At 31.0% G+C, this 12,332-nt stretch carries 15 protein-coding genes; 4 read left to right on the top strand and 11 right to left on the bottom strand.

The genetic code is table 11. The features are described 5' to 3' along the window. Positions 1-142 precede the first annotated feature (142 nt). The 6 genes from isdG to isdC form a co-directional block, all read right to left on the bottom strand. A complete protein-coding gene (gene isdG, locus CD116_RS03020) occupies positions 143-466 on the bottom strand; it encodes a staphylobilin-forming heme oxygenase IsdG (RefSeq protein WP_047526375.1) in 324 nt (107 codons plus the stop codon). Between the two features lie 18 nt (positions 467-484). Then, the gene (gene srtB / locus CD116_RS03015) at positions 485-1,219 is read right to left on the bottom strand and encodes a class B sortase (RefSeq protein ID WP_078101771.1); all 735 of its coding nucleotides are present in this window, start codon (positions 1,217-1,219) and stop codon (positions 485-487) included. A gap of 63 nt (positions 1,220-1,282) precedes the next feature. Beyond that, positions 1,283-2,248 carry a hemin ABC transporter permease protein IsdF gene (gene isdF / locus CD116_RS03010; RefSeq protein ID WP_078101770.1) on the bottom strand — a complete coding sequence of 322 codons (966 nt, stop codon included), beginning with the start codon at positions 2,246-2,248 and terminating at the stop codon, positions 1,283-1,285. A gap of 12 nt (positions 2,249-2,260) precedes the next feature. Then, positions 2,261-3,139 (bottom strand): heme ABC transporter substrate-binding protein IsdE, encoded by an 879-nt coding sequence (gene isdE, locus CD116_RS03005; protein WP_047550922.1) that lies wholly within the window; start codon positions 3,137-3,139, stop codon positions 2,261-2,263. After that, a complete protein-coding gene (locus CD116_RS03000) occupies positions 3,136-4,206 on the bottom strand; it encodes a hypothetical protein (RefSeq protein ID WP_047550919.1) in 1,071 nt (356 codons plus the stop codon). Before CD116_RS03000 ends, isdE begins: the two co-directional genes overlap by 4 nt. Continuing rightward, complete coding sequence (gene isdC / locus CD116_RS02995; RefSeq protein WP_047550916.1) at positions 4,206-4,889, bottom strand: heme uptake protein IsdC; 684 nt, start codon at positions 4,887-4,889, stop codon at positions 4,206-4,208. The genes CD116_RS03000 and isdC overlap by 1 nt, the downstream gene beginning before the upstream one ends. A gap of 208 nt (positions 4,890-5,097) precedes the next feature. Between isdC and CD116_RS02990 the strand changes: the two genes are divergently transcribed. Continuing rightward, positions 5,098-6,147 (top strand): NEAT domain-containing protein, encoded by a 1,050-nt coding sequence (locus tag CD116_RS02990; RefSeq protein WP_047550913.1) that lies wholly within the window; start codon positions 5,098-5,100, stop codon positions 6,145-6,147. Between the two features lie 200 nt (positions 6,148-6,347). Continuing rightward, positions 6,348-8,231: an NEAT domain-containing protein gene (locus CD116_RS02985; RefSeq protein WP_047424936.1), complete on the top strand. Its 1,884-nt coding sequence runs from the start codon at positions 6,348-6,350 to the stop codon at positions 8,229-8,231. A 154-nt stretch (positions 8,232-8,385) separates the two neighbouring features. Here CD116_RS02985 and rpmF read toward each other — a convergent pair whose 3' ends face one another. Both rpmF and CD116_RS02970 read right to left on the bottom strand, forming a co-directional pair. Then, the gene (gene rpmF / locus CD116_RS02980; protein ID WP_000290472.1) at positions 8,386-8,559 is read right to left on the bottom strand and encodes a 50S ribosomal protein L32; all 174 of its coding nucleotides are present in this window, start codon (positions 8,557-8,559) and stop codon (positions 8,386-8,388) included. 79 nt (positions 8,560-8,638) lie between these two features. Continuing rightward, a complete protein-coding gene (locus tag CD116_RS02970) occupies positions 8,639-9,196 on the bottom strand; it encodes a YceD family protein (protein WP_047424932.1) in 558 nt (185 codons plus the stop codon). Between the two features lie 126 nt (positions 9,197-9,322). Here CD116_RS02970 and CD116_RS02965 point away from each other — a divergent pair, with 126 nt between their 5' ends. Then, complete coding sequence (locus CD116_RS02965) at positions 9,323-10,462, top strand: nucleotidyltransferase (protein ID WP_047550910.1); 1,140 nt, start codon at positions 9,323-9,325, stop codon at positions 10,460-10,462. A 61-nt stretch (positions 10,463-10,523) separates the two neighbouring features. Here the strand turns inward: CD116_RS02965 and coaD are convergent, their stop codons facing one another. Beyond that, the gene (coaD, locus tag CD116_RS02960; RefSeq protein ID WP_000401377.1) at positions 10,524-11,006 is read right to left on the bottom strand and encodes a pantetheine-phosphate adenylyltransferase; all 483 of its coding nucleotides are present in this window, start codon (positions 11,004-11,006) and stop codon (positions 10,524-10,526) included. Between the two features lies 1 nt (position 11,007). Then, positions 11,008-11,550 (bottom strand): 16S rRNA (guanine(966)-N(2))-methyltransferase RsmD, encoded by a 543-nt coding sequence (gene rsmD, locus CD116_RS02955; RefSeq protein WP_047550907.1) that lies wholly within the window; start codon positions 11,548-11,550, stop codon positions 11,008-11,010. Between the two features lie 69 nt (positions 11,551-11,619). Here rsmD and CD116_RS02950 point away from each other — a divergent pair, with 69 nt between their 5' ends. Next, complete coding sequence (locus tag CD116_RS02950; RefSeq protein ID WP_047550903.1) at positions 11,620-12,009, top strand: DUF7147 family protein; 390 nt, start codon at positions 11,620-11,622, stop codon at positions 12,007-12,009. Positions 12,010-12,011: 2 nt separating this feature from the next. Here the strand turns inward: CD116_RS02950 and CD116_RS02945 are convergent, their stop codons facing one another. Beyond that, the gene (locus CD116_RS02945; protein ID WP_047424921.1) at positions 12,012-12,266 is read right to left on the bottom strand and encodes a YlbG family protein; all 255 of its coding nucleotides are present in this window, start codon (positions 12,264-12,266) and stop codon (positions 12,012-12,014) included. Positions 12,267-12,332 lie beyond the last annotated feature (66 nt).

Raw genomic sequence — 12,332 nt, 5'->3', positions numbered from 1 at the left:
AGAACCTTTTCTGAACCATACGCATAGCGTATGGTTTTCTTTTCATAATAAAAAGCGACCATCATGGTATTAATGTATGGTCGCTAATAAAGTTAACAGTATATATTGTTATTACAATCTTATGTTAAACTTCCATATTCAATTATTTCATATAACTATAGCCAATATCATACGTAATCACTTTGTTATTAATGATTGGACTACTTTCATCTTCATTTTTACTTCGTACATGTTTATGCGCTGCTTTAAAGACATCAGATTTTAACCAATCTGTAAAAGCTTGCTTTGATTTCCAAACTGTTAAAATTTTGACCTCATCAAACTCTTCTTGCTCTAAAGTTTGTGTAACAAACATCCCATCGAAACCATCTAATGTTTCGATTCCATGTCTCGTATAAAATCTTTCAATAATGTCTTTAGCTGTCCCTTTAGTTAACGTCAGCCTATTTTCTGCCATAAATTTCATAATTATCCTCTTTTCTTATTAACTTATTTTAATTATTTTTGCGACTACAACAATACGTTTCGCCGTTTCACTATATGCATCTTCGCATGTTGATAATGTCATTATTTTATCCTTTACTGATATATTTACATCCGATTTAATAACAGATTTACGTTTGGTTTCATCCAAAAAACGTTGATAATCTTGTTCATTATCAAATGTTGTACGGATATAATTGTCTTTAGTTGTCGTCTTATAAGCACTAAATACTTGTAATTGATATTTGCCATATTTGTTATCAAATTCAATTGTTTTGTGTTTTTCAAAAAATGGTTGTTTTAAGTAGTCTTCTAACACATCAAACATTGTATTATCTCCAACATGATGGCCATACAGAATCGTATTATAATTTAACGTTTGTAATGTATTTCGAAAATCCATAAAAATGCTACCTTTACGGCGATGCTCACGTTCAAAGTCTAAATTTAAATAATCATGATTTGTTTTACCTTGGAGTACTGGATAGTTTAAAGATGTTCCTGGTAATTTTATCCAACCTACAATGTCTTTATTTATTTTTTCAAGTTCTTCAAATTGTGGCCTTATAGATGCTTGATGTTTAGTTGCCAACGTTTGAAATTTCTGCTGAATTTTCTCGTAATTCGCTCGTTCCTGTTTATCTTCTATATAAGTTTGGACAATTTTATAACCGAAAATAATGATAATTATAACTAGAATAATCTGCACTATACTTAAAAATCGTTTCATTTTCATAAAAATCCTTTTTAAAAATTATTCATGTATGCCTTGGTACTATTCACTTTAATTTTTATAGTTTTATATCCTGTTTCGTTGTCCCTTACATATTAAATAAATAAGCATCGGACCGCCGACAATCATCAAGATGGCATTTGCCGGAATTTCTAAAGGAGGCTGAATGACACGCCCCAATAAATCAGCAATTAATAATAACCAAGCACCTATAACTGTTGAGAATGGAATCAGTACTTTATAATTACCGCCAACTATTTTGCGAACGACATGTGGCACAATGATACCTAAAAATGCTATTTGTCCTACGATAGCTACTGTTGCACTTGCTAGAAATACCGCTAGCAATCCTGTTATCCATCGATATCGGTCAATATTAAAGCCTATGCTACGTGCTTGTACATCATCTAAATTTAATAAATTCAATTTATTTGAAATCAATAAAGTTAGAATTATTCCTACAAAGGCTGACGCAGCTAAAATATAAACATCACTCCAAATTTTCATCGTTAAGCCTTGAGGTATTTTCATTAAAGGATTTTGAGTTAAAATTTCTAAGATTCCATTTAATAAGACAAATAATGCAACACCAACTAGTATCATACTTACAGCATTAAATCTATATTTAGCATGCAAGATGACAATAATTAAAAATGGAATTACGCCGCCTATAAAGCTTAGTACTGGTAGATAAAAATATAATTGTGGAATGAATAACATACATAGTGCTCTCATGATTAACGCGCCAGATGAAACACCAATAATGTTTGCCTCCGCTAGTGGATTTTGCAGTGCTGCTTGTAACAATGCGCCTGATACAGCTAACATTGCACCAACCATTACCGCAATTAAAATCCTCGGTAATCGCAAATCAATGATTGAATCTAATGTTGCATTTTCACCTGTTGTGAATTTAACTACAAAATCATTAAATGATAGCTTAATTGTACCGGTTATAAAAGAAATATACGCTGTTATAATTAGTACGATAAACAGACATATAAATAATAATTTTTTATTGTGTTTTATCATCAAATCAATCCATTACTTTTTGTCTTTATAAAATAAATCATACAGTTGCATCATTGCTTCATCAGCATCTACATTTGCTGTAATGCCAAATGGCACTTCTTCTAAATCATAAACACGGTTATTTTTAACCGCTTTAAAATGTTTCCAAATATCATTTTGCTTAAATTCTTTTTGGAACATTTTTTTCACCTCTTCAGGCATACCATGTGGCAATCTTAAAATAATATCTGGATCAATATTAAGTAAATTTTCTGTATTAGATGAAATATATTGTCGGTCTTTTACTTTGATAACATTTTCACCACCAGCAATTTTAACTAAATCACCAATATATGATTTATCTGTTGCAACTAAATAACTACCAGGCACACCCATTAAAATTAAAACTTTAGGGTGTTTCTTTTGTTTGGCTGCTTTACTTTCAATTGTCTGCTTAACTGAATTTAAATGATTGTTTAATTCCTTTGCTTGTGATTTACGATTAAATTGATCACCTAATTGAGTAATCGATTCTTGCATCCCTTTTAAACTATCGAAATCATAAAAATAACCTTTCATATTCAATTGTTTATAAAATGGTTGCATTTCATCTTTAATCGTTGTCACACTTAAAACATGAGTAGGATTTAATTTTTTAACCGCTTCAACATTTGGTTCCATGGGTTGACCAATTTCTGGCACATCTTTGTATCGTTTTGGCAAAGTTTTATATGAAGTTGGTTTGCCGACAATTGGTAAATCTAATTTATCTAGCGTCATTGTTAATGCAACAGTAGTCGGTACGATTCGAAATTCACCTGATTTAGTTGTTTGCTTAGAGTTTGAAGATTGACAACTTGTTAAGATAACTACACTAATCACTAAAATTGTTAAATATTTGATGATTCTCAAACTTGGTTACCTCGCTTTCTGCTGTAAAAATGTGCTGATATAAGTAAAATTGTTGCTAGCACAATACCTGCCCCAAATAGCATATATTGCTTTTTATGATTTGGTTTATCCAACTCTTTAATATCACTAGTTAGTTTATTGCTATCGTTTTTATCATCATTTCTGTCAAAAGCTGGCAACGCTTTTTCTTTTTCAGTTACTTTTTTCTTTTCTTTTTTAGACTTGTCATCTTTTTGCTGTGACTGCGATTTATGATTATTTTCGTCTTTTTTAACAGTTGCAGGATTATTTTCAACTTTTAATGTGCCTGACGCTTTAGGTTGCTCATTTTCTATCTTTTTATTACTGTCTTGCTGCACTTTATCTTTTTCAGCTGATGCTTCATTCAAACTCTTTTCAGTAATAAAGCTAGTGCGTTTTTCCTGATTATCTAACTTCTGATTATCTTTTTTATCATCTTCATCATTCTTAAGCACATTTTTTTGATCATCTTGGTGTTTTGATGGTACTTCTTGTACATCATCTTGCTTAGTTTTTTTCTCTTTAAAATGAATTGAATGAACCGTTTCTTTGTTATTTTGTTCATCGTTTTCAGCATAATTTTTAACATGCATATTGATTTTATTCATATGTTGTTCTATTAACACTCTAACAATTGTATAATCATTTTCATCTTTAATGACGTGAGGAAATACTACATTTTTGCCATTTTGAAAAACAAATTTCTCCTTGTCAATTGGACCTTTTAACTTTAGTTGCAAATAAGTTTTACCTGACAAATCTGAAATTAACTGGGCATTTATGTCAACTAGCTGCTGTTCCTTAGTTATATTTTTATTTTCTTGATCAAAAATTTCTAATTCCAACGCTTTGCTTTCTTTTATCTTTTCATCAAAAACCGATGAAGTTAACTCTAAATTATCTTTTGCTTCAGTTTGATTAAATTTGGCTGATGGATGTTTAATCTCATCAGCCAAAACGCTACCAATCGTTGTTGTATATGTAAGTGTAAATAAGCTAATTAAAGCTATAAATGATTTTGTAGCAATATGATTAATGTATTTCATTATTTAACATTGCCTTTAGCTCTTTTTCTTACAAACAACGTGATTGCGATTAACAAAGCTAAAGATGCTACTGGAATCATATATATATATGCAGGTGTACCAGCATTTGTTTGCGGATTTTCTACTTTACTTTTATCTGAACTGTCAGATCCGCTTTGACCAGAAGTAGTTCCATCTGTTCCTTTGTCACTACTTGAAGGAGATGCTTTATCATTATTACTTGAAGTGCCTGCACTCGCTACATCAGTAGGTCCATTAAATTTATATGTAATGTTGTAATGGTGATCATATTTAAACGGTTTTCCATTTACTTTTTCATTGATATATACATCAATTTTCCCGTCGATTTTGCCGTTTAATTTACTTACTTCAAATTCAGAAGTTCTTTCATCTTTGGCAGTATCTTTGCTAATAATGTTCTCTTTATGACCTTCGATACTCATCCCTGTAATCCAATGGCTGTGATTGACTGTAATTTGAACATACAACTTACCATTCTTCTTAACATATTTTGCTGGTTTGTTAAAATAGTCATTTGCAATTGACGTATCATTTGTATTGTATTTATACACCTCATAATTCAAAGTACCACTTTCAGCTGCATTTGCAGAGTTACTAAATGTCGCAATGATAATAATCAATGCCAAAATAGTTGTATTAAAAACTTTTATAATATTTTTCAAAACATAGTCCTCCTTTTTATTATTGCCTATAAGCCTTTAATAAAATCATAAATAATAACGATTATCATTGTCAATATTTATTTTATAATGAATTTATTATTGTTATACCAAAATAGATGTGCTAGTATAATTGATAACCATTATCAATTGCAATGGTTAATCATCTCATATAACAACACATAATTTGTACCCTTAGGAGGAAAACAGCATGACAAAACATTATTTAAACAGTAATTATCAAGTAGAACAACGTTCATCAGCAATGAAAAAGATTACAATGGGCACAGCGTCAATCATTTTAGGCTCCCTTGTATACTTTGGTGCAGATAGCCAACAAGCTAATGCAGCAACAGAGGCTACGAATGCAAATAATAATCAAAGCACACAAGTTTCTCAAACAACATCACAACCAATTAATTTCCAAGTACAAAAAGATGGTTCTTCAGAAAAGTCACACATGGATGATTATATGCAACATCCTGGTAAAGTGATTAAACAAAATAATAAATATTATTTCCAAGCAGTGTTAAGCAATGCATCATTCTGGAAAGAATATAAATTTTACAATACAAACAATCAAGAATTAGCAACAACTGTTGTCAATGATGATAAAAAAGCTGATACTAGAACAATTAATGTCGCTGTTGAGCCCGGATATAAGAGCTTAACTACAAAAGTACATATTGTGGTACCACAAATTAATTACAATCACAGATATACAACGCATTTAGAATTTGAAAAAGCAATTCCAACTTTAGCAGACGCTGCTAAACCAAATGTTGTTAAACCAGCTCAACCTAAAGCAACTACTCAGCCAACTAAAGCAGTTGAACCTAAAGTTGAAAAAGTTACACCTGCAGTAACTAATCCAAGTAAAACTGAACATACGCAACCAACAAAAGTTGTAAGTACAGAAGCTAAAAAAGATCAAACAAATGTGCAAGGATCTCAAACGGTAAAACCTGTACAAACAACGCATGATCAATCTAAAGTTCAAACACCTGTTAAAGAAAATAAAATCGCTAAATCTGAGAATCACAACCAAGGTGTGAGCGAACATAAACCACAACAAAGTAGCAAAGTTTCAAAACAAAATGAAACAGATAAACAATCACCCGCTAAAGCGTCTAAAGCAAAAGAGTTACCAAAAACTGGTTTATCTTCAGTAGATAACTTTATTAGCACTGTTACTTTTGCAACGCTTGCCCTTTTAGGTTCACTGTCTTTATTACTTTTCAGAAGAAAAGAATCTAAATAAGATATCGCTTTCTAATAACTTAATATATTTTTTATTTTAAATTTTAATTAACCTATGTCATAGATATTTCATAATCTATAACATAGGTTATTTTTTTATAAAATAACGTTGCAATTAACTACTATTTCAATGTACAATACAAGTAATCAACTGATAATGATTATCAGTTGATAATATACAATTAGGAGTTGTTTTACAACATGAACAAACAGCAAAAAGAAGTTAAATCATTTTATTCAATCAGAAAATCAACACTTGGTGTTGCTTCTGTCGCAGTTAGTACACTTTTATTATTAATGTCAAATGGCGAGGCAAAAGCAGCTGAAGAAACGTCTGACGTAAGCACACAAGCACAACCAAAAACTGAAACAGTGGCAAGTCCAGCAACTACAACTGAAAAAGTTAACGAAAAAACGCCTGAAGTTAAACCAGTAACAAATGCCGTTTCAGTATCAGATAAAAAAGTTTCCCCTACTGCTGAGGCAAAGGAAGTTAAAAAGGCAAAAGAGGAGAAACCAGCAGCAAAAGCTGATAACAATACATATCCTATTTTGAATCAAGAACTTAGAGAAGCGATTAAAAATCCTGAGATAAAAGATAAAGAGCATAGCGCTCCAAATTCTCGTCCTATTGATTTTGAAATGAAAAAGGAAAATGGTGAGCAACAATTTTATCATTATGCAAGTACAGTTAAACCAGCTAAAGTTATTTTTTCAGAATCAAAAGCTGAAATTGAATTAGGTTTACAATCAGGACAATTTTGGAGAAAATTTGAAATTTATGAAGGTAAAAATAAGTTACCGATTAAATTAGTATCATATGATACTGCTAAAGATTATGCTTATATTCGCTTCCCTGTTTCAAATGGTGCAAAAGCTGTTAAAATCGTAAGCTCAATTGACTTTAATGGTAAAGAAGAAAAATATGATTATACATTAATGGAATTTGCACAACCAATTTATAACAGTGCAGATAAATTCAAAACTGAAGAAGAATATAAAACTGAAAAATTATTAGCACCTTATAAAAAAGCCAAAACTTTAGAGCGCCAAGTTTATGAATTAAATAAAATTCAAGATAAACTTCCTGAAAAGTTAAAAGCTGAATACAAGAAGAAGTTAGAAGATACAAAGAAAGCTTTAGATGAGCAAGTGAAGTCAGCCATTACAGAATTCCAAAATGTACAACCAACAAATGAAAAAATGACTAATTTACAAGATACAAAATATGTTGTTTATGAAAGTGTTGAGAATAACGAATCAATGATGGATACTTTTGTTAAACACCCTATTAAAACAGGTATGCTCAATGGCAAAAAATATATGGTGATGGAAACAACTAATGATGATTACTGGAAAGATTTCATAGTTGAAGGACAACGTGTAAAAACAATTAGCAAAGATGCCAAAAATAACACACGAACTATCATTTTCCCTTATGTTGATGGTAAAACGTTATATGACGCTATCGTTAAAGTTAATGTAAAGTCTATTGATTATGATGGACAATATCATGTTAGAATAGTCGATAAAGAAGCATTTACAAAAGCTAATGCTGAAAAATCTAACAACAAAGAACAAAAAGACAATGCAGCGAAAAAAGAAACTGTTCCAGCGGCACCAGTACCAGCTGAAAAAGAAACATCAAAACATGACAGCAAAAAAGTTGAGAGTGAAAAAACACCAAGTGTTAAAAAAGAAAGTGGCGAATCTAGTAAAGCAGCATCAAGTTCTGATGAAGCAAAGAGCAAAGCACCTTCTAAAGTAACAACAACAGTTCAAAATATTGCAAAACCAACAAATACTTCTTCAGAAGCACCTAAAAACGTTGCCCAAACATCAACAGGTTTAAGCCATGTCAAAGAAGTATCTCAACCAAGCGCATCACTTCAGAAGTCAAGTGTAAATGATGTACATACTTCACAGGTATCAAAACAACACAACACAGTTGCTAAAGAGAATAAAGCGCAAACATTGCCAAATACTGGTGAAGAATCAAATAAAGACATGACATTACCATTAATGGCATTATTAGCTCTAAGCAGTATCGTTGCCTTAGTATTACCTAGAAAACGTAAAAACTAACTTATAGTCTTTATATTTAATTCTTATGTTTAAAATTATTAAACGGTGGATTTGGTACCCTTAATACCAAACCGCCGTTTATTTTTTTGCAATATAAAAAGTCCCACTTAAAACATTCATTTTAAGCGGGACTTTTTATATTGAGTAACTAAAATTACTTAGCTGCTACTTCTTCGCCATTGTAAGAACCACAGTTTTTACATACACGGTGTGATAATTTGTATTCGCCACAGTTTGGGCATTCAGTCATACCTGGTACTGAAATTTTGAAATGCGTACGACGTTTGTTTTTTCTAGTTTTAGAAGTTCTTCTTTTTGGTACTGCCATGATATATCCTCCTTAGATTATAAACGAAAAATACTAAATGTTGGCTTAATTAACAACATTATATCATTAATTAAACTACTTATTGCTCTTTATCATATAATTGTTGTAATTTTTGAAGCCTTGGATCAACTTGTCGTGATTCTGAATCATCTTGTTCTTGCTGTTTAGCAAGTTCATCTAATTGATCCTCATCGATTACTTCCCAACCATTACCTACTGTCAACATTTGGTCACTTTGTTCTGAATATGCTCTCATTGGTTTCTCAATGATAATAATATCCTCAACAATATCTTTAAGATTAACCATACCGTCTTTTATAATGTGATAATGCTCATCTACATCATCTTGATCATCACTATATTGATTGTAACCTTCTAGATCAAATACTTCAGTAGTAGTAACATCTAGTGGTACTTCAACTGGTACAAGTGTACGTGCACATGGCATTGTATACATTCCAGTGATATGAATATCAGCAACGACTTCAGTTGACTTAATGGTTAACTGACCTTGGATAGTAATTGGAGATAAATCAATTAAATCTAATGATTCTTTTAAATTGTCAAAACTCACCGTTTGATCAAATTCAAATGGCTTACCTTGATATTTTCTTAATTGCGTAATTGACCATTTCATATGGCTTCACCTCTAACAAGCACAAAATTTATTTTAACTTTCTAAGAACAAGTTGTCAAGATTTTTTCTTAACATATCATCTTCTGTTACAATATTAATAATGAATACCGAAAGGACGAATTGCAAATGAAAAGCGTTGGCTTAATCACAGAATATAATCCCTTTCATAATGGGCACCAATATCATATTAATCAATCTAAAAATCTTACAAATGCTGACGTAACCATTGCAATAATGAGCGGTAACTTTGTCATGCGTGGCGAACCAGCAATCTATAATAAGTTTACCCGAGCTAAAATGGCATTAACAACTGCGGATTTAGTTATCGAATTACCTACCACAGCAAGTTTATCTTCTGGCGATTATTTTGCCGAAACAGCGATTAAAGTTGCCAATTACTTGAATGTTGATACAGTAGCTTTTGGAAGTGAAAACAACCATATAGAAACATTGAAAGTGTTAGCTCAAAACATTATAGAAATTGAGGAATCTACAGCATTTTCACAAAAATTAAAAGAAGGTAAAAGCTATCCTCGTACCATAAGTGAGCTATTAAATAACCATGAAGCACTTTTAAGTCCTAACAATTTACTTGGTATCAGTTATCTAAAAGCAATTGCTAAACATGCTACAAACATCAATGCAATTTCTATTAAACGTGAAAGTGCACAACATCATGATGCATCTATTCAACATCATGAATTTGCAAGTGGTACATCTATCCGAACATCTCTAATAAATCAAGATGACCAGTGGCATAAAGTAGTACCAACAAAGGTTCACCATCTATATAGCAAACCCCATTTAACTTTAAATCAAGTATTTCCATATTTAAAGTATCAAATTTTGGCAATGACTCATGAATCATTAAAGGATATTTATACGGTTACTGAAGGTTTAGAAAATCGTTTAAAAGCTTACGTTAATGACGCTAAAGATTTCCATCAATATGTACAATTATTGAAAACAAAGCGCTATACATATACGCACATTCAACGAGTATTAATGAATATTTTATTAAATACACAGCTTACAGATGTTACAAAAGATATTGAGGCTGTTAAAGTATTGGCGATGAATGACCGTGGCAGACAATACTTAAAGCATTTAAAAACAGAGTTCCCAAACAGACAATACTTCACCAATATTAATAAAAATAATGCGCATTATTTTAAAAATGAAATCAAAGCAACTCAAATTTATAATGCAATTAGCGGGCAACAACAAACAGATTTCAACACGCCCGTCATTCAGCAATATCACTAACAAATGAAAACAGTATTTTAGGATTGTTAAGCATGATAAACCTAAAATACTGTTATTTTTATTACTTAAACTTCTTCTTCAATGCCTTTTCAACATAAGGTGGAACGAATTCAGAAATATCTGCTCGGTAAGCTGCAACTTCTTTAACAATACTTGAACTTATAAATGAATAATTAGTGCTAGACATCATATATAACGTTTCAATTTCATTATTCAACTTTTTATTCATTGAAGTTAAGCGTAATTCATATTCAAAATCACTGACTGCTCTTAAACCACGTATGATTGTTTTAGCCCCTACTTGCTCACAATAATCAACTAATAAACCACTAAATTGATGAACCTTTACGTTCGGTAAATGCTTTACAGATTGTTCAATTAAATCCATACGCTCTTCTAAACTAAACGTACCTTCTTTTTTACTATTCTTAAGAACACAAACGTGAATTTCATCAAATCGGTCTGTACTTCTTTCAATAATATCTAAATGACCATATGTAATGGGGTCAAAACTCCCTGGAATAACCGCTATTGTATGTTCCATGCTATTCTCCCTTTTCTAATAACATTGTATCTGTCAAACCATAATGGTAACGTTTAATCATGTTAAACGGTTGATAGTCAATTTCTTCGTGATTACTAAATTCACAAACGATGATACCATTTTCTTTCAATAAATTAAACTCTGAAATTTGTTTTAATGCTTTATCAATTAAACCTTTTTCATATGGGGGATCTAAAAAGATAATATCAAATTGAATTTCTCGTTTCGACAAAGCTTTTAACGCTCGATCAGCATTATTTTTGTAAACTTCAGATTGTGCTTCTAAATCTAAATTCGCAAGATTTGATTTGATAATCTTTACAGCCTTAATATTTTGATCAACAAATATAACTTTATCCATACCTCGAGAGAGCGCTTCTATACCCAGTGCACCGCTTCCTGCAAATAAATCTAAGCCTATACCTGACACATCATATAAACTATTAAAGATGCCCTCTTTTACTTTGTCCATAGTTGGTCTTGTGTTACGACCTTCCATACTTTCTAAAGATTTACTTTTATGTTTACCAGCGATGACACGCATGTTCTTGACACTTCCAATTCGTTTAGTTATTTAATATAATTTATTGAGAAAAAGGAGAATGATAAACCAATGAAACAAACATTTATTACACTTGGTGAAGGTCTAACAGATTTGTTCGAATTCATGACGATGATTGAATATAATCATCAACGTATTGATAAAATCATCTATTTTCATTCACCACAAGCTGAAAATAAAAAGTCGTCTGTTGCAATCATTATGAATCCTACAACTGGCAATCATTTTCAAGCATTTTACATCATAATCAATGCTGTTAAATATCCATACCCAGATTCAAATAAAAAGTTTCAAATGATTAATGAATGCGCTGAGAAATTCGACATACCAATATTAGGTATCGATGTACAGCCACCTCAAGCATTTCATGATTTATCGTTATACTATAATTATTTAATTAGTGTGTTACGGCTCCAAAAATGGATACCTGAACTTCAATAATATTAATTATATATTTCGTGTTTCTCTTTTTCGTAAGTTTTCTTTAAGTATTTATATGGTGAGCCATCAATATGTCTAACGTATTTAAGCTGCATTAGTTTATGTACAATTTGATCTACATCTAGCTCATTCACATACATTATTACAAATTTACGATCTTTATTAGTATGAACGATATGTCCATATTTTCGGATTTGTCGTTCATGTTTCATATGCTTTAAGTAAACAACAATACTTGTTCTTGGGATTAAATTCATTTAAACCTCACTCCATTTATTTTCAGCATTAATCATATCATGTCTTTTTAAATTTTAAAATATTAA

Origin of the sequence: Staphylococcus schweitzeri, from assembly GCF_002902405.1 — a bacterium.
Classification (GTDB): Bacteria; Bacillota; Bacilli; order Staphylococcales; family Staphylococcaceae; genus Staphylococcus; species Staphylococcus schweitzeri.
Note: the sequence above shows the minus strand (reverse complement) of the source record. Positions and strands in the feature narration are given on the sequence as shown.

Excerpts from the sequence above, each read along its gene's own strand:
- isdG (WP_047526375.1), bottom strand. The coding sequence starts at position 466 with ATGAAATTTATGGCAGAAAATAGGCTGACGTTAACTAAAGGGACAGCT.
- srtB (WP_078101771.1), bottom strand. The coding sequence starts at position 1,219 with ATGAAAATGAAACGATTTTTAAGTATAGTGCAGATTATTCTAGTTATA.
- isdF (WP_078101770.1), bottom strand. The coding sequence starts at position 2,248 with ATGATAAAACACAATAAAAAATTATTATTTATATGTCTGTTTATCGTA.
- CD116_RS03000 (WP_047550919.1), bottom strand. The coding sequence starts at position 4,206 with ATGAAATACATTAATCATATTGCTACAAAATCATTTATAGCTTTAATT.
- CD116_RS02990 (WP_047550913.1), top strand. The coding sequence starts at position 5,098 with ATGACAAAACATTATTTAAACAGTAATTATCAAGTAGAACAACGTTCA.
- CD116_RS02985 (WP_047424936.1), top strand. The coding sequence starts at position 6,348 with ATGAACAAACAGCAAAAAGAAGTTAAATCATTTTATTCAATCAGAAAA.
- rpmF (WP_000290472.1), bottom strand. The coding sequence starts at position 8,559 with ATGGCAGTACCAAAAAGAAGAACTTCTAAAACTAGAAAAAACAAACGT.
- CD116_RS02970 (WP_047424932.1), bottom strand. The coding sequence starts at position 9,196 with ATGAAATGGTCAATTACGCAATTAAGAAAATATCAAGGTAAGCCATTT.
- CD116_RS02965 (WP_047550910.1), top strand. The coding sequence starts at position 9,323 with ATGAAAAGCGTTGGCTTAATCACAGAATATAATCCCTTTCATAATGGG.
- coaD (WP_000401377.1), bottom strand. The coding sequence starts at position 11,006 with ATGGAACATACAATAGCGGTTATTCCAGGGAGTTTTGACCCCATTACA.
- rsmD (WP_047550907.1), bottom strand. The coding sequence starts at position 11,550 with ATGCGTGTCATCGCTGGTAAACATAAAAGTAAATCTTTAGAAAGTATG.
- CD116_RS02950 (WP_047550903.1), top strand. The coding sequence starts at position 11,620 with ATGAAACAAACATTTATTACACTTGGTGAAGGTCTAACAGATTTGTTC.
- CD116_RS02945 (WP_047424921.1), bottom strand. The coding sequence starts at position 12,266 with ATGAATTTAATCCCAAGAACAAGTATTGTTGTTTACTTAAAGCATATG.